Genomic DNA, 17,519 nt, shown 5'->3' on the forward strand with positions numbered 1-17,519 from the left:
CAGAGCGTACTTGTTGACGTATTTCTTTGCCAACAGAGGTTTCTCTTATTGACCAAGCTATCCCCGTAGATTCCTACGGTTCTATATTTAATCCAAAACTAAGGTTCTTAAGCCTTCGGCTAGGATATTTTTGCTGGCATTTATATCTCTATCGTGATGTTCATAACAAACAGGACAAGTCCAATTTCTTATTTCAAGAGTTTTCTTGCCATCTTGATGTCCACAATCGGAACATATTTGACTAGACGGAAACCATCTGCTTATTTTTACGATTGTTTTACCGTGCCATTTCGCTTTGTATTCTAATTTCGATACAAAAGCAGACCATGACACATCAGAGATTGATTTTGCTAACTTATGATTGCGTAACATTCCTTTAGGATTCAAGTCTTCGATACAGACAATATCGTGGTTTTTGATTATTTCTGTACTTAACTTATTAAGGAAATCGTCACGTTGGTTCATTACTCTTTCGTGTAATCTAGCAACTTTACGTTTTTGCTTCTGATAGTTTTTTGCATCAAGAAGGTGAATACCATGGTTTTTAGCATTTAATGCACGTCTTGAAAGCTTTCGCTGTTCACGTTTTAGTTTCTTTTCCATTTTTAATGTGAACTTATTATTGTCAATCTTACGACCATCAGAAAGAATGGCAAAGTCAGTGATACCTAAGTCTATACCAATAGATGAATCCGTTTTCTCCAATGGTTGTACTTCTGTTTCGGCTAGAATGGATACAAAGTATTTGCCACTAGGATTTCGTCTAACAGTAGCATTAAGGATACGACCATGTACTTCACGACTTTTGGCAAAGCGAACAAGACCAAGTTTCGGCAATTTGATTTTGCTGTCTACAATAGCAATGTTGTGATTTGTTTCTTTAGTCGTGTAGGATTGTACGTCATTCTTTTTAGACTTGAAGCGTGGTGCTTTATTTTGTTTCTTGAAGAATCGTGTATATGAATCAGCAAGGTTTTTCAGTGAGGATTGAAGGGCAATGCTATCAACTTCTTTTAGCCATACGAATTCCTTTTTCAATTTTGTTAATTCAGCAGAACAAGAATGATAAGTTAATCCTTTGCCTGTTTCTTTGTATGTATTATTCCATTGCCCTAAAAATCGATTGAATACGAAACGACTACATCCGATTGTTTTAGCAATTAAAATTTCCTGTTCTTTAGTTGGATAGATGCGGAATTTGTATGCCTTGTTGACTAACATTGTTTTCACCTCATTTCATTCCTTGATTTTCAATATATTTCTTAACTACATTGATGGGGGAACCGCCAGTTGTTAGTAAGCCAAAACTTCTTGACCAAAACATTTCTTTCCACAGCTTTTTTCTAACCTGCGGAAAACCTTTTTTGATTCATCGTGAACTAGCACTTTTATAAGCATTGATGAACTTTGATAATTCAGTGTTAGGATGTGCTTTGAACAGGATGTGAACATGGTCTTTATCATGATTCCACTCAACTAGAGAGATATTGTATTTCTCGCCTAGCTTTACAAACATATCCTTAGCATAGTCAGATACTTTATCATCAAAGACTTCTCTACGATATTGATAATACATTGAGAATACTGAATGATTATTACTGTCTAATTTCATTGTAACATCAGCTTTATCTTATATAAGACTGTATCCTTAAGGTAAACAAAATAGCCTTTAGGCTATCGCCGAACCGACATTCATCTCCCACCTATCGTTTGGTTTCGCCCTTCACACGACTGAGGAGGGAGTCTTCTGTCGGAAAACGATAAAATCGCTGGATTTGCTCGCTTTCCCCGAGCTCTTGCGGGGTCTTGCCTAGCTTGCTGTTCCCGCAGGAGTCTCGCTATTTTCATTTGTCCATGTTGATAAACAATTTGGCTCTTTTCATTTCAATCACATGGTGCTACAAGTTCAACTTTGATACGGTCAGGATCTTCAGCATACAATGCATAATGTTCACTCCCGCCGGCAAACGGGTGTCTGTCTTCATACAAAATCTTGTCACCCTGTTTGCGGAGTTGCTCTGTAATGTCATCGACTTGCGCTCTTGATGACGCACAAAAAGCGATGTGGTTTAAACCAACCCGACACCGATGGTAACTCGCTTCCAAAAACCTCTCTTCCGCCTGAACTAAGACAAGGTAAGCATCATTTGCTTTCCAACTGATTCCGTTTTCCCAATCTTGATAAACCTCATAGCCAAGTTCACCGAGAAACCATCCCCAAAACCGCTTTGACCTGGCTAAATCTGAAACATACAATTCAATATGGTGAATCACTGTTTTTTTCTCCCCTCTATACCCGTCTGACTAGAATCTCTTCAACTTTGTGGCCGTCTCCTTTTTTCAAAATTAAATCTGAACGAAATTTAGTAGGCAAAATGTTTTCATACAGGTTTGGACGATTAACCGTCTCCCAAACTGATCTCGCCATCTCATCAGCTTCAGCATCTGTCAGATCCCTAAATTGATGGAAATATGAAGTCGGGTCTTGAAAGGCCGTCTTCCTGAGGATTCGGAAACGCTCGAGATACCATTTCATGATCAACTCTTCATCTGCATCTACATAAATAGAAAAATCAAAAAAGTCGGATACGAAAACACGTGGCTTTGTCCGGTCATCTTCAATCGTGGGTGTTTGCAAGACATTCACACCTTCAATCAACACGATATCAGCTTGCTCAATCGTTTCATAAACACCTTCAAGTCTGTCATACGTTAAATGAGAATAGACTGGTGCTTTGACCATTTCCTTACCTGATTTTAAATCGTTTAAAAACTCAAGCAATGCCTTGACATCATAACTTTCTGGAAACCCTTTTCTCGACATGATTCGTTTTTCTTGAAGAACTGCATTGGGATACAGAAAACCATCAGTTGTGATAAGACTGACTTTCAACTGCTCCTTTAACCGAGAAAGCACTGCCTGTAGGATCCGGGCTGTCGTACTTTTCCCGACTGCCACGCTTCCGGCTATTCCGATGATAAACGGAATGTTGGTTGTTTGAGAATGGTTTAAAAAACCGTTTACCTCTTGATTCCGCTGATATTGGAAAGTCCTGTAGAGATGAAGAAGCCGTGCCAGTGGAATGTAAATCGTTCGAACTTCTTCTAAAGACAAATAATCATTTAATCCTTTAAGCTGTTTGGTTTCCTCTTCTGTTATCGCAACTGATAGGTGCCCGCTTAATCTCGCCCAGGCAACACGAGTATGATGAGTATATAATGTTTGCAAATTGATCTCCTGGTTCTTCATATGGCACACCTTCCCTCTAATCTAGTCTAGTCATTGGCTTTCCAAAGAAGAGCATCTTGTTCAAGTTGTTTAACAAACTTATCTTTTCCATCCATGTAAGCTTCGATATCATAAGGAAACTGCTTTGCAAGTCGTGCTTTTAAACAACCATATTTTTCAGCTTGCTCAGGGTGCACTCGCAAATAATCCCTAACCGCTATATGGCGCTCAATCTCCCCATCGTGATCAAATTGAAACATATGGACATGGTGGGTCCGATTCTTTCCGCCTTTCTGGAATCCCCGCTTCTCCTAGAGATTCATAACCAAGCTGAATCATTTCCTCCCTGAATGATTCGGCCTTTTCGATATTTTTAACAACAGGTGTTTCGCTACAAGTCCAAGGTACAGAAGTGCTATCAATATGATGAATATCAATACACTCATCATCAAAAACAGCCTTCAATGCTCGTGCTTCTTCCTCAAACATACCGGGTCATTGTTCATCATAAACAGTTACGATGTCATTCATATTCATCCCCCTTATCTTTCTCTCAACATACTTATTTTATCAAAAATATCATTTTCCTTAAATTTTTTCCAACATAATAGAATCACTGTCTGTGGATGCTGACAAATAGATTTTGGGTGATCAGAACTTATTCAATGTGAAAGAAAATCGTTTTTTCGCGAGAGGCAGAAGGAGGTTTGAGGGAAATGGACTTTAAAGTGCTGCTCAGGCAGCACTTTGTTCTCGATCCCTAATTTCAAATGATCAGCTGATAAACAAGCTCTAATTCCAACAGCTCGATCCCCCTCTTTTTCATGAGATTCTGAATGACGACGAGCACCCGAATGTATCATATAGTAGATAGCATATTTAGCCCTTCAGTGTTTGCTTGATCATATGAAGTATATGTTCTTGTTGGTGATGAATATAAAAATGATTACCGGGAAAATCATAATATTCAAAATGGCCAGCAGTATGATTTTCCCATTCTAGAATATCGTTTAAATCTATCTCATCGTCTATTCCGTTTAAAATGGTAATATCACAGTCGATGTTGATATCTCTTTCCTTATATAGATATGTTTCCACCATCTTAAAATCGCTTTTCAACAATGGTAGAAACAGTGCAAACAGCTCTTCATGATCAATCAGTTCTTCCGGTGTTCCGCCAAGATCTTTAATTTTTTTCTTAAAGAGAGGATCTGGCAAAGTATGCAGTATTTCTTTTCTTTGGATTCGATGAGGGGCCTTAAAGCCAGAAAAAAAGATATGCAACGGTTTTTTCAGGTTGGCTTCACAGATTTTATAATACAGCTCATATGCTAAAAGGCTGCCCATACTATGTCCAAAAATAGCATAATCCCTATTTTTTATGTTGCTCTGGACTTGTTCAAAAATATCTTGAACCGCTTCTTCTAAGTTTTCATAGAATGCTTCATGATATCTTGCCCCTCTTCCTTTTAGCTTGATTGGATAAATATCAATATTGGAATCTAAGTGATTTTTCCATGAATAAAATATTGATTCAGATCCCCCTGCATATGGAAGGCAAAACATAATCATTAACCTGATTCACCTCATAAATCTTGTTATTTTTTATAAAAAGCACTTCGCCCAATTCTTTCAACTAGTGAAGGAAACACCTGATAAAGTTTACTAACCCCATTCATCCAGATAGGAAGGTTGATTTCGCGTTTATTTGTCATCATGATAGAAACAATCTTCTGAGCCACTTGATCAGGATCTAGCATCCATTTACCAACACTTTTCACATATTCACCATTTTGATCAGCCAATTTGAAAAAATCGGTTTTAATCGGACCTGGATTAACAGTCGTTACCTTTACACCTGTTTCGACAAGCTCCATTCTTAGACTGTTTGAATAGCCGAGAACCGCATGTTTTGTTGCTGCATAAAGGCTTGACTTCGGTGTCGAGATTTTGCCAGCTTGTGAAGCAATATTGATGATATGCCCGCTCTTTTTCGCTATCATATCCGGCAGTACGGCCCTTGTCCAGGTGATCAGACCAAAAACGTTTACTTCAAACATCGATTTCATATCTTCTAAAGACGTTTCAAGGGCTAGTTCAAAAAGGCCAAAACCAGCATTGTTCACAAGGATATCAACTGGACCGACTGTTTGGAAAACCGCGTCAATTTCTTCTGTTTGACTCATATCGAAAACAATGATGTGACACTCCACATGACATTCAGCCAAAATTTTTTGTTTGACTGCTTCTAATCGGTCTTTTCTACGTCCTGTGAGAATAACATCTGCTCCTTCTTTGGCAGAAAAATAAGCGATTCGTTCACCTAATCCACCAGAAGCTCCAGTAATCAGGATTTTTTTATGTTGTAGTCTTTTGGACATATTCTATCCCTGCCTTGAATGATAATAATAAATTCCATTGATTTCTTCACTGATGATGCGGTTACACGCTTGCAAATAATCGAGTTGGCCGACTGTTTCAGACATGGTCAAAAACAATTCTTTTTCGTAGACTGTTGGAAATAATTTCTGACAGATGGCAAATGCAGTATGAGTTTTTTCCGAGAGTATGTCATAGACCTCTTCAGCTCTGTTTTGTTGTTTTTCTAATCGTCTTATGATTAGTTCTTGAATACCCGTAATCTGCCCGCCATGACCTGGAAAAATCACCTTTAAAGGTAGCTCTGAAAGACGGTTGATTGATGCGAGATAATCCAAAAGCGGCAAAGGACGCTTTTCCCCTTGTTGGGGCACTTCTAATAAAGGATTTGATGAGGATGTTTTTAACAGCAAATCTCCGCCGATCAACCTTTCACTTTTCTCGTGATAAAGAACAATATGAGATGTAGCATGTCCAGGTGTTTCAAGCACAGTCCATCCTTCAAGACCGTCAATCTGATCATTTTCCTTGATTGTTTGCGTTAAAGAACGTTGGCAAGAAAGCCGGTAAGACCGTTCTACTGTACGACTTGATATCATATGGTGTGGTACTCCAAGCTGCCCAAATAAATATGTAAAAAAAGCAGACTGTTTCTTAATAAAGTCTGGATTCTGACTGATATATGGTTCATTATACATATGTCCGATAATCTTGACACTGTCTGGAAATTCGTCTAATAATCCAACATGGTCAGCGTGATGGTGTGTCAATACAACTTGGTCAATATCGTCTAAAGTCAGCCGATACTCAGCAAGACTGTTCTTTAACATTGCGGAGGCTGCTTCTGTTTTTGGACCGACATCTATTAAAGTCAGTGCCTCTCCTTTCACTAAGTAAATGTTGACATCGCCAATGGCAAATGGTGTCGGTATTGAAATAGGAATGATCTTTTCATGTTTGAACATTTTCTTCTCCTTTTGATGAAAAATGATGTTGATCATATTTTACCTTTTTCTCCCGAGCCATTTCCACCTAAGAGCCTCTTGTCCAATACCCCACAATATATTACGTGCGATAGTTAAACGATCTTAATGGTGCAAACATTAAACATATCAATACGCAGACTAGCCTTGAAAAAACCCATCATCTGTCTGCCTTTAATGGAATACTGTAAGGTAGTTCTGTTATATAATCTTCAATTTGTTTTACTGACGGCTTTTCTGAACCAGAACTATCCATAAATAGTGAGGGCACTGTATTGAATTCGATATATTTTTTGTAGAAACAATGACCTACTTTTTTATAATAAATCTTTATCACAACAGCCAAGCAGTTGTTTTTCATAAACAAGATACTTGCCATCTTCATCTGATTTAGCCTCCACAGCTCCAAAATTATTCCACCATATATATAAAACAATTAGTAACAAGTAAGGAAACTTTCGTTTTAATAGTTGAGAAATAAAAAATGGAATCAGTAACGAAACGATCATCATAACAGTTAAATCAAGGTTTATTCCGCTTACTACATAGAGTCCGGAGGCTCTCACGATTAAGTACACAAAAGATACAGCAATGGTCACTATTAATCCAATTAGATTTACTTTCATCATATCTTCCTTTTTAATCGTTTATTAAGTTTCGTAGAAATCGTACGCCATTTATTGTAAACGATCAAATAAAATGAGTGATTATTAACCAGTTCAATTGATAAATGTAATTTTCCGTTAGCTACATATTCAGCCGTTAAACGAACGAATGATGTTGACTTTTATTAGTCTCCCGTAGCATAATGAGATTTAATACTGTGAAGAGGAATAGTAAAAAATCTAAACATTCCCTCAATGCGAAACCTTTTCGTCCTTTAAGCAGGAAGAAAGGTTTTTTATGTTTGATAGAAGGAGGAACTGATGTGAAACGAATTGTATTTATCGGAGCTGGCTCAATGGCAGAATCGATGATAAAGGGACTTATCAAAAGCGGCACACTAACACCTAAGCAGATTACGGCTACAAATAAGTCCAATAAAGCCCGCTTGAAGGAACTTCACGATGCATATGAAATCAATACGGAACAAGATATAGGTCAAGCAATGGCTCAATTTGATACAATCGTGCTTGCGGTAAAACCGAAAGATGCGGCGGAAAGCATTGAGAAGATCCAGCCTTATTTGCATAAAGATCAGCTGATCATTTCGATTCTTGCTGGTATTTCGATTGATGCCATTCAACACTTTACTCGCAAAAAACTGCCAATTGTCAGGGCGATGCCGAATACATCAGCTTCCATCCAAAAATCTGCGACAGCCTTTGCGGCTGGTCCCTATGTCACAGAAGAGCAAATTGATGAAGTCACCCATCTCTTTCACACGATCGGCAGTGTGACAATGGTTGAAGAAACAGCTCTTGATGCAGTTACAGCAGTTGCTGGAAGCGGCCCGGCTTTTGTCTATCGATTTGTCGAAGCTCTAGAAAAATCAGCTCGGGAACTTGGGCTTGAGGAATTAACAGCCAAACAGTTAATCATCGATATGATCATTGGAGCGGCGCAAATGCTTGAAAGCGGAAAAGAGCCCGCTTTATTGCGAAAAGAAATCACAAGTCCCGGAGGTACAACAGAAGCCGGAATCCGTGTCTTACATGAGCTTCAATTTGAAAAAGCAGTCATCACTTGTGTGAAGGAAGCGGCAAAGCGTTCAGCAGAAATGAGAGAACAGTTAACTGCTAAATAACAAAAAGTTTACGGTGAACATGAAGCTCTCCGTAAACTTTTTTTCTTATGCTAACAATCTGTGGATCGCAAACTCAAGCAAATGAGGTAATGTTCCAAAAGAATAAGGTAAATGAAGACGTTCCGTCCATTTATGCGGATCTTTTCCGAAAGGTCCGATATTGATAACTGGAACAAATAATGTGTTTTCCTGGTCTGTTGGAAGAGAATAGCCCCGGCTAAAAAGCGGCATGTTAGCTGTATATTCATCAAGCGATTGTTTACTAAGTTGAAAGTAACTCAAATCAGAAAGACCAGGGAAGTACTGAACTTCATTGAACTCAATTCCATATTGGTGTCTTGCAAATTCCCCTAAATGATCAATCGTCTTCTTAATCAATGGATCTCCTTTTGAAGAAACAGCTGGATAAAATGGCGGACTGTAAAATAGCACAATCATTGGTGCATCATCTTTGCAAAGTGAAACTAGTTCAGCAACAATCTTCGTTGAAAAATCGCGATCGCCAAGCTCTCCTCTGTTAGCAATGGCAAAATTGACAATCCGCTCTACCTCAGCCTTTCCAACCTTGTCTTGTGCTCTGTCCCATAGTTCTTCAAAAGCCAATACACGAATATGCCGTTTAATTGGAGTAAAGTTGCCAAACCGCTGATAATCAACAGTTTTTTCTTCAACAATGGTTTGAACATGAATGGCTGCTTGTTTTGCGGTGTTTAACAGCATCTGATGCAGTTCAGCCGCCGATCGTTTCATTGTCAGCACATTAAATAATGATACTGCCATATGTGGAGTCTGAACAGAGTATTTTTCCTTCAGATCCTTTTGCATAAGATTGACTGGAGGAGGCGTCATTTCTCCATCAACAGCTTCACAATAATCGGCATTTAATTCAAGGAGTCGGTTTATTTCGGATACCATTAAATTTGCATTCAAACCAGAAAAAGGCTCACCTGCATGGGTCTCAATCCCTTTGCAAAAAAAGCCGGGAAGTACTTTGCCGATACTCCCTGAATAAACATACTGCCCAGGATCTCCAGGATATTTTTCAAACATCGGCTCACCATTCAAACAAGCCTTAAATGTAAGATCATAGTCTTCTTCTAAACCTTTTAAGACAGGAATCGCTTCAATCATCCCTTGTGAATTGACTTCTTCATCAGGTACAGTGATCAAGAGAAGATTCCCATCAAACTCTCCGTTCATTGCTCGCTCAAGCATGGAAAACTGGACAGTAAGACCGGCTTTCATATCCATGCTGCCTCTGCCAAACAACCACTCCCCACTTTCTAAATCTTGTTTTGCTCGTTCAGGTAGCAACTCCTTTTTTTCCAGCAACGAATTCAGCAACTCTAAAGGTTTGCAAGCCATTCGTTTAAATTCTCCATAGTCTGATGTATCGACAACATCAAAGTGGCTGAGCAATAACACCGTATTTTTTTTCGCCGGTTTTTTCACAAGAGCTGTCAAGAAATAGCGACCATCTTTCATTGGATGGAGTTTCAAATGATCAGGGTGTTTTTGAAAGTACGAACGCTCTTTTAATAAATGATACATATATTCCGCAAGCGCTACTTCGTCAGTCGTACCTGATACACTTTCATGTTGAATGAGAGAAATTAACAACTGTTTCAATTCTTCCTTCGTCTGCCATTTCATTTTGTAATCCCTCTTTTTCTGTAAAATTATAGGATAATTAATATAGTCAGCCTTATTGTACTGCAGTTTCTTTCATTTGAATATCATTTGAGCAGTTTATATGACGAGGTTTTTCAAGATTGATATAATCAACTAGAAAACTTACGGGAGGCGAAATAAATTGACTGAACGAAAACTGTTTACACCGTTGGACATAAAAGGAGTTACACTAAAAAACCGAATTGTGATGTCACCGATGTGTATGTATTCTTCCCATGATAAGGATGGCAAGATACAGCCATTTCATTTCACACATTATTTATCACGTGCCATTGGTCAAGTCGGACTCATTATGATTGAAGCTACCGCTGTCACACCAGAGGGACGGATTTCTGATCAAGATTTAGGGATCTGGAATGATGAACATATGAAAGGTTTATCTATGTTAACATCACAAATTCAATCATATGGCAGCCGAACAGCAATCCAACTGGCGCATGCCGGGAGAAAAGCTGAAGTAGATGGTAAGATCTTTGGGCCTTCTGCGATTCCTTTTGATGAAAACTCCAGAACCCCTATCGAAATGACGAAAGAAGATATTAAAGAAACGGTCCAAGCCTTTCAAACAGGTGCTAAAAGAGCGAAAGCAGCCGGATTTGATATCATTGAAATTCATGGAGCGCACGGATATTTAATCAACGAATTTTTATCTCCGCTTTCTAATCAGCGTGAAGATGAGTATGGCGGATCAGCAGAAAACCGCTACCGGTTGCTTCGAGAAGTGATAGATTCTGTAAAACAAGTATGGGATGGTCCTTTATTTGTAAGGGTTTCAGCTTCTGATTATAAGAAAAACGGACTCAATGTTTCCGATTATGTCGTCTTTAGCACATGGATGAAAGAACAAGGTGTCGATCTGATCGATGTCAGTTCAGGTGCAGTCGTACCAGCAGACATGAAGATCTTCCCAGGATACCAGGTCGATTTTGCCGATACGATCCGCGCCCAAGCCAGCATTCAAACAGGTGCTGTCGGACTGATTACAAATGGTTTACAGGCGGAAGAAATCCTTCAAAATGGTCGAGCTGACCTTATCTTTGTTGGAAGGGAATTGTTAAGAGACCCGTATTGGCCAAAAACAGCGGCGAAACAGTTGCATACAGAAATCGAAGGACCTGGTCAATACAGTAGAGCATGGTCTTAAACGACTGATAAAAAATTTTCACTCTTTAGAAACGATCAACCTTGTTCATGCGTCATTCGTAATAGAATAACATTTATAGAGAGAGGATGACCTCCATGAATCAAGGTTTAACAGAGCAGACCTATACAGTTGATGGTTGTACATTTTATACAAAGCATCGGAAAGGGAAAAAGAACGCCACTATTATTTTTGAAGCAGGTTATGCTACTTCCTCAGAAACATGGGAGCCCATTTTACATGATATAGATGAAGATCTCGGTCTTTTTGTTTATGACCGTGCAGGTCTTGGAAATAGCCAAACAAGCAACAAAATCAGAACGGCTGACCAAATGGTGAAAGATTTAATAGCACTTCTCCATGTAGCAAAAGTAAAACCTCCCTATATTTTTGTTGCCCATTCCTTCGGTGCGATTATAGCAAGACTATTTGCCAGCCTTTACAGCGATGAGATTATCGGTCTCGTTCTGCTTGATCCAGCTTGTGAAGAACAGGAAGAAAAAGTGTTGCCGCACTTGCCAAAAGAAGCACAGCAAGACTATTTCAAACAGTTCGCCCTTGAAACGTCACACAAGCTATTTCAACAAAGTCTGTACACGTTAAAACAGAAACAAAAACACTTGGGTTCAACCCCATTACTGATCATCTCATCCGGAAATCAAAAAGCGAACTTGAGAAAAGCTCATTCAGAGTGGCTAAAACTTCACAATAGACTGCTGTCTCTTTCACATCAAAGCGGCTGGATAGAAGCGAAAAACAGCTCACATATGATTCACTTTGATGAGCCGCATATTGTACAGCTTGCCATTTACGATGTCTGGTATGCGGCACAGCAGCATCACTATATTTATCAAACGGCGAACTAAAAACCAGCAGTCCAAAAAGACTGCTGGTTTCTTAGTTTCTCTACTTTGTTTCACGATGAAGAGTATATTTTTTCAGACGTGGAGAATACTTTTTCAATTCAAGACGATCCGGAGTTGTCCGCTTATTTTTTGTCGTGATATAGTTGCGGTCTCCAGTTTCAGTACATGCCAGTGTGATATTTACTCTCATGCTATCCCTCCTACAAAACGTAATAATTACGTTTTATTATACAAAATCTCCTAAACAAAAGTCAATTGTTAAAAGCCATTGATTCGAGAATGCTGACATATCAGCATTGTTAAATGTGAACAGGGCGTCCAAATAATCAAAAATCGACTTACTGGACAGCCCCGTCACATGATCATGCTCTTCGTTTGACTTCAAATTCATAAAAATCAAAGGCAACCGTACTGTTTGCAAAGACTTCTTTTGCTTCATTTGCTAATTCAGTTGCAATGTCACCTTGATATCTTGCACTAATATGGGTTAAGATGAGGTTTTTTACTCCGGCTTGTTTTGCTGTTTCAGCTGCTTGTTCTGTCGTACTGTGAAAATAGTCACCTGCAAACTCCCGATCACCTTTAGCAAATGTTGCTTCATGAACGAGAACATCAGCATCCACCGCCAGCTCTCTTACACTCTCGCACTGTTTCGTATCTCCGGAAATGGCGATGATCCGCCCTTTTTTGGCAGACCCAATAAAATCTGAACCTTTGATGACACGTCCATCATCCAATGTTACAACTTCACCGTTCTTTAATTTTTGATAGACTGGTCCAGGAGAAATCCCTATTTCTTTCAATTTATTAGCTTCGAGTGCCCCAGGTATATCTTTTTCTTTGACCCTATAACCAAAGGCTGGAATCCCGTGTTCAACACTTTTGGCTGTCACGATAAACTGATCATCTTCAAAAACCGTGCCTTCTTCAATCTCTTCAATTACTAAAGGATAGGTAAGATGTGTTCCTGTTGTCTCAAGCACTGTTTCAAGATACTTTTTAATTCCTTTTGGCCCATAAATCGTTAAACAGCTCTCCCCGCCTTGAAAAGAGCGGCTACTAACCAATCCCGGTAGACCATAAATATGATCACCATGTAGATGGGTAATGAAAATCTTTTCAATTTTTCTCGGCTTAATTGATGTATGTAAAATTTGATGCTGTGTAGCTTCTCCGCAATCAAACAGCCAAACAGATCGTCTTTCTTCTAAAAGCTTTAATGCAACAGATGTGACATTCCTTGTTTTCGCTGGAATGCCTGCCCCCGTTCCTAAAAATAATAATTCCAAGTATCTCCCTCCTGTAACATAAACTACTCTTTATTAAGATACATGAAGTCTGGGAAAAAAGAAATACAAGCCTGATTCTTCATTTATTTTTTAGTCTCAAATGTTTGCTTTAAAGAACTATTAGCTTTAAAATGAAGGAAATATACTTATGCTTCGAATAAAGTGAGGTACGTCTAGTTGAGAAAAGAACAAATTGAACCAAAAGCAGTAATTGTTATTTTTGGCGCAACAGGTGATTTAGCAAAACGAAAACTTTACCCATCCATCCATAGACTATACGAAAATGGTCAAATTGGTGATGATTTTGCAGTTGTCGGGGTGGGAAGAAGACCTTGGACAAATGAGGATCTTCGCGATACTGTACAACATTCAATTGCAAAGTTTGAATATAAGAAGGATGTAAAAGAATTCACATCTCACTTTTATTATCACCCATTTGATGTTACTTGCTCAGATTCGTATCGCGATTTAAATCAACTAATCGAGCAGCTTGAAAGTACATATCAAATTCCGAATAACCGGATGTTTTATTTGGCGATGGCTCCTGAGTTTTTTGGAACAATCGCTCAGTTTTTAAAATCAGAAGGTGTCACTTCGACAAATGGCTGGTCAAGACTTGTCATTGAAAAACCGTTCGGTCATGATTTAGCAAGTGCAAAAGCATTGAACCAAGAGATTCGCGAAGCCTTTACTGAAGATCAAATTTATCGGATTGACCACTACTTAGGAAAACAAATGGTCCAAAATATTGAGGTGATTCGCTTTGCCAATGCGATTTTTGAACCGCTTTGGACAAATCGGTACATCTCAAACATCCAAATCACTTCAAGTGAAGATTTAGGTGTTGAAGACCGTGCAAGATACTATGAAAAATCAGGGGCGCTTAGAGATATGGTCCAAAACCATATTCTCCAAATGGTAGCATTGCTTGCGATGGAACCGCCAATTAAACTGAACACTGAGGAAATCCGGAGTGAAAAAGTAAAGGTGCTTAGAGCGCTTCGCCCTATTCAAACAGATCAGATTGAACAATTTTTTGTTCGCGGTCAATATGATGCCGGAATGATCGATGAACATCAAGTGAAAGCTTATCGAGATGAACAAAATGTTGCGGCAGATTCCAATACTGAAACATTTGTTGCTGGAAAGTTGCTAATCGATAACTTCCGCTGGGCTGGAGTTCCATTCTATATCCGTACAGGAAAACGGATGAAGAAAAAATCAACACAAATTGTTGTTCAATTTAAAGATATTCCAATGAACTTATATTACGGAAATGGCGACACAATGCATCCTAATTTATTGGTGATCCATATCCAACCTGATGAAGGGATCACACTTCATTTAAACGCAAGAAAACTTGGAGGCAGTACATTTGCTGAGCCGATCAAACTTGATTACTGTCATAACTGTGAAGATGGTATCAATACACCAGAGGCTTACGAAAAACTCATTCTCGACTGTTTACATGGAGATGCAACAAACTTTGCCCATTGGGATGAAGTTGCCCTTTCTTGGAACTTTGTGGATGTGATCTCGCAATACTGGGAAAACAATAAAACATTGTCACCAGACTATAAAGCTGGATCTATGGGCCCGAAAGCTTCTGACGAACTTCTTGGCAGAGACGGGTTTCATTGGTGGCCAATCTAATGAACATACAGCAATCAGCCTTCAAAGATTCTATTCTTTGAAGGCTGATGTTCTTTAAACATTTAAAGTTGTTAAGGGACGGTTTTTATCTCGTTTCCATATCAACTGGAGAATAAAGAGAAGTACAAACAGACCAAGCCCAATCAGATCCGTATATCCCTCAGGATAAATCAGCAACAATCCACTAAGAAGTGCCAATATTCGTTCAAACCACAACACTTTTCTCATCCAGAATCCGATCATTCCCGCTCCGATGGCAATCATGCCTGATAATGCCGTAAAGATGACCCAGATGATTTCATACCAATGAGCATTGATCATCAATAACTCCGGAGATAAAACGAAAATATATGGGATGATAAAAGCGGCAATAGCAAGCTTAGCAGAGTTAATCCCCGTTCTGATCGGCTCTCCTCCAGCCACTCCTGCAGCCGCAAAAGCAGCCAATGCCACAGGCGGTGTAATATCGGCAACGATCCCGAAATAAAAAACAAACAAGTGAGCTGACAAATCAGGTACATTCAATAACATAAGAGCTGGGGCGGCAATCGTCGATGTGATGACATAATTTGCTGTTGTCGGCGAACCCATGCCAAGAATTAAAGCCGCGATCATTGTCAAAAAAAGCGATGGCAATAGTGCGCCTCCAGCCAAGTCTAACAGCCCATTGGCCAGTTTGAGACCGAGCCCTGTCTTTGTGACTACTCCAACGATAATTCCTGCAGCGGCTGTTGCAGCCGCAACTGAAAGCGCCATTCTCGCTCCGTCCGTCAGTGCCAGAACGATTTCTTTAAGCCCCATTCTTGAGCCTCTGTTAAAAAAACCGACAATTACCGCTAGAACAATCGAATATAGAGCAGCATGCATGACAGTAATCCCGGACATTAACAAAATGACGACTGACACGATAGGAATTAATAGATAAATCTTTTTAAACACTTCCATCCGGTTTGGCATCTCTTCTTTTGTTAAACCACGCAAACCGACCCGTTTCGCTTCAAAATGTGTCATAATCCAAACGCCTGTGAAATAAAGAATGGCAGGAATCGCTGCCGCTTTTGCGATATCCCAATATGTGATGCCACCGATAAACTCCACCATTAAAAAAGCGGCAGCACCCATAATTGGCGGCATCAGCTGACCACCGGTCGATGCAGACGCTTCAACCGCACCGGCAAACTCCTTTTTGTATCCCAACTTCTTCATCATTGGAATTGTAAAAGACCCTGATGTGACAACATTGGCAACAGAACTGCCGCTAATTGTTCCCTGAAGCGCGCTCGAGAATATTGCCACTTTAGCAGGACCGCCCGTACTTCTCCCGGCAATGGCAACAGCAAGATCATTAAAATATTGACCGACACCGGTTTTCACGAGGAAAGCGCCAAATAAGATAAATAAAAATATGAAAGTCGAAGAAACAGCAAGCGGAGTTCCCAAAATTCCTTCAGTTGTAAAATACATGGTCTGAACGAGCCGTTCCAGCGTTAATCCATTATGCGACAAAAATCCCGGTAAATATGAACCATAAAGACCATAGAGAAGAAACAAACCGGCGATAATTGTAATCGGCAAACCAACAGCCCTTCTTGTCGCTTCAAGCACTAAGAAAATCGCCAGCAACCCGACATAAAAATCAGTTGTTGTAATCAAACCAATCCCAGTGACAATTGTTTTATAATTGATGACCCAATAAACACCGACACCCGCACCTAAAATAGCTAGTAAGCAATCATACCAAGCGATTTTAAATTTTCCTGTCTGACGCATGTTTTTTCTCGCTGGAAATAATAAAAAGATGAGACCAAGGGCAAATCCTAAATGAACGGATCTTTGAATTTGCGCTGGAAAAACGCCAAAAATGGCTGTATATAATTGAAACAATGAAAAGCCGAGGAGACCGAAAAAGGCAACAATCCCCGCTAATCCTGCCAGTTTTCTCGTCCCTGCCTCAGGATCGTATTTGTCCAAAAGTTTCTGTTGTTCCGTTTCAGAAAGCGTCCTATCATGTTCCTTTTGGTCAGCCATTGATTTTCACTCCTTTCAACTGTTGTACCTTATTCAAATGTTGAACAGACATCCTTACCCATGAGCCTGGACGAAAAAAGCGCTTTAATTGATATACTTTACCAGCGTATCCGATCCGATGATTTGCCCTCACCCTTCCGATCCGCATGTCAATGAACGGAAAGGTTCGCTTCATATTGGAAATCGTATATATACCATCTTTTATCACAAGTTTTTCTCCAGGTCCGGCATTGGCAGGCATTCCGACAGCAGGATCATGATAGGTCAAAGCGATCTGTTTTAGCTTCTGTTGTTTACAAACATACGTTTCAATCACTTTTGTATTATGGATCGAATGCGTATAAATAATCTCAAACGATTGCTCCTCCTGAAGAGGAAGATATGCCACGATCTCACCGCTATCTTCTTTCGTAAATACAACGGCTTTTTGAGATGGAATCAGACATAAGAAAAGCAGTGTCAAAATCGCAACTAAAAAAGACAGCATGATGATCAATCTGTATTTGTTCATT

Annotated in this window: 16 protein-coding genes and 2 pseudogenes; 4 read left to right on the plus strand and 14 right to left on the minus strand. The window is 39.4% G+C overall.

The features are described 5' to 3' along the window. Positions 1 to 87: 87 nt before the first annotated feature. The 9 genes and pseudogenes from tnpB to HOO54_RS13325 all read right to left on the minus strand — a co-directional run bounded on the left by tnpB (position 88) and on the right by HOO54_RS13325 (position 7,217). Positions 88 to 1,221: an IS200/IS605 family element RNA-guided endonuclease TnpB gene (gene tnpB, locus HOO54_RS13285; RefSeq protein WP_172295999.1), complete on the minus strand. Its 1,134-nt coding sequence runs from the start codon at positions 1,219 to 1,221 to the stop codon at positions 88 to 90. A gap of 10 nt (positions 1,222 to 1,231) precedes the next feature. Beyond that, positions 1,232 to 1,612: pseudogene (tnpA, locus tag HOO54_RS13290) on the minus strand (IS200/IS605 family transposase). Positions 1,613 to 1,884: 272 nt separating this feature from the next. Beyond that, on the minus strand, positions 1,885 to 2,274 hold the full coding sequence (locus HOO54_RS13295) for a VOC family protein (protein ID WP_172296001.1): 390 nt from the start codon (positions 2,272 to 2,274) through the stop codon (positions 1,885 to 1,887). Between the two features lie 16 nt (positions 2,275 to 2,290). Beyond that, the gene (coaA, locus tag HOO54_RS13300) at positions 2,291 to 3,250 is read right to left on the minus strand and encodes a type I pantothenate kinase (RefSeq protein ID WP_172296003.1); all 960 of its coding nucleotides are present in this window, start codon (positions 3,248 to 3,250) and stop codon (positions 2,291 to 2,293) included. Positions 3,251 to 3,276: 26 nt separating this feature from the next. Continuing rightward, positions 3,277 to 3,718: pseudogene (locus HOO54_RS25185) on the minus strand (GrpB family protein). Positions 3,719 to 4,108: 390 nt separating this feature from the next. Next, a complete protein-coding gene (locus HOO54_RS13310; protein ID WP_172296005.1) occupies positions 4,109 to 4,801 on the minus strand; it encodes a thioesterase II family protein in 693 nt (230 codons plus the stop codon). Positions 4,802 to 4,827: 26 nt separating this feature from the next. Continuing rightward, positions 4,828 to 5,610 (minus strand): SDR family NAD(P)-dependent oxidoreductase, encoded by a 783-nt coding sequence (locus HOO54_RS13315; protein WP_172296007.1) that lies wholly within the window; start codon positions 5,608 to 5,610, stop codon positions 4,828 to 4,830. A 3-nt stretch (positions 5,611 to 5,613) separates the two neighbouring features. After that, on the minus strand, positions 5,614 to 6,609 hold the full coding sequence (locus HOO54_RS13320) for an MBL fold metallo-hydrolase (protein WP_172296009.1): 996 nt from the start codon (positions 6,607 to 6,609) through the stop codon (positions 5,614 to 5,616). Between the two features lie 299 nt (positions 6,610 to 6,908). Beyond that, the gene (locus HOO54_RS13325; RefSeq protein WP_172296011.1) at positions 6,909 to 7,217 is read right to left on the minus strand and encodes a hypothetical protein; all 309 of its coding nucleotides are present in this window, start codon (positions 7,215 to 7,217) and stop codon (positions 6,909 to 6,911) included. Positions 7,218 to 7,519: 302 nt separating this feature from the next. On the opposite strand from HOO54_RS13325, the gene proC reads away from it, so the two are divergent. After that, on the plus strand, positions 7,520 to 8,338 hold the full coding sequence (proC, locus tag HOO54_RS13330) for a pyrroline-5-carboxylate reductase (RefSeq protein WP_172296013.1): 819 nt from the start codon (positions 7,520 to 7,522) through the stop codon (positions 8,336 to 8,338). Between the two features lie 45 nt (positions 8,339 to 8,383). On the opposite strand, the gene HOO54_RS13335 is transcribed toward proC, so the two are convergent. Beyond that, entirely contained in the window at positions 8,384 to 9,991 is a 1,608-nt protein-coding gene (locus HOO54_RS13335; RefSeq protein ID WP_172296015.1) for a M20/M25/M40 family metallo-hydrolase, read from the minus strand. 160 nt (positions 9,992 to 10,151) lie between these two features. Between HOO54_RS13335 and namA the strand changes: the two genes are divergently transcribed. Both namA and HOO54_RS13345 read left to right on the plus strand, forming a co-directional pair. After that, positions 10,152 to 11,174, plus strand: a complete 1,023-nt coding sequence (gene namA, locus HOO54_RS13340) for an NADPH dehydrogenase NamA (RefSeq protein ID WP_172296017.1) — start codon at positions 10,152 to 10,154, stop codon at positions 11,172 to 11,174. 95 nt (positions 11,175 to 11,269) lie between these two features. Beyond that, positions 11,270 to 12,037 carry an alpha/beta fold hydrolase gene (locus HOO54_RS13345; RefSeq protein ID WP_172296019.1) on the plus strand — a complete coding sequence of 256 codons (768 nt, stop codon included), beginning with the start codon at positions 11,270 to 11,272 and terminating at the stop codon, positions 12,035 to 12,037. Between the two features lie 40 nt (positions 12,038 to 12,077). On the opposite strand, the gene rpmG is transcribed toward HOO54_RS13345, so the two are convergent. Beyond that, entirely contained in the window at positions 12,078 to 12,227 is a 150-nt protein-coding gene (gene rpmG, locus HOO54_RS13350; protein WP_172296021.1) for a 50S ribosomal protein L33, read from the minus strand. A gap of 172 nt (positions 12,228 to 12,399) precedes the next feature. Then, positions 12,400 to 13,326, minus strand: a complete 927-nt coding sequence (rnz, locus tag HOO54_RS13355) for a ribonuclease Z (protein ID WP_172296023.1) — start codon at positions 13,324 to 13,326, stop codon at positions 12,400 to 12,402. 177 nt (positions 13,327 to 13,503) lie between these two features. Here rnz and zwf point away from each other — a divergent pair, with 177 nt between their 5' ends. Next, the gene (gene zwf, locus HOO54_RS13360; protein ID WP_172296025.1) at positions 13,504 to 14,979 is read left to right on the plus strand and encodes a glucose-6-phosphate dehydrogenase; all 1,476 of its coding nucleotides are present in this window, start codon (positions 13,504 to 13,506) and stop codon (positions 14,977 to 14,979) included. A gap of 54 nt (positions 14,980 to 15,033) precedes the next feature. On the opposite strand, the gene HOO54_RS13365 is transcribed toward zwf, so the two are convergent. Continuing rightward, positions 15,034 to 17,007, minus strand: coding sequence for a TRAP transporter permease (locus tag HOO54_RS13365; RefSeq protein WP_172296027.1), 1,974 nt, complete (start codon positions 17,005 to 17,007; stop codon positions 15,034 to 15,036). Continuing rightward, positions 17,000 to 17,518, minus strand: a complete 519-nt coding sequence (locus HOO54_RS13370; protein WP_172296029.1) for a DUF1850 domain-containing protein — start codon at positions 17,516 to 17,518, stop codon at positions 17,000 to 17,002. Before HOO54_RS13370 ends, HOO54_RS13365 begins: the two co-directional genes overlap by 8 nt. Between the last annotated feature and the right edge of the window lies 1 nt (position 17,519).

Source organism: Bacillus sp. WMMC1349 (genome assembly GCF_013155385.1).
GTDB lineage: Bacteria > Bacillota > Bacilli > Bacillales > Bacillaceae > Bacillus.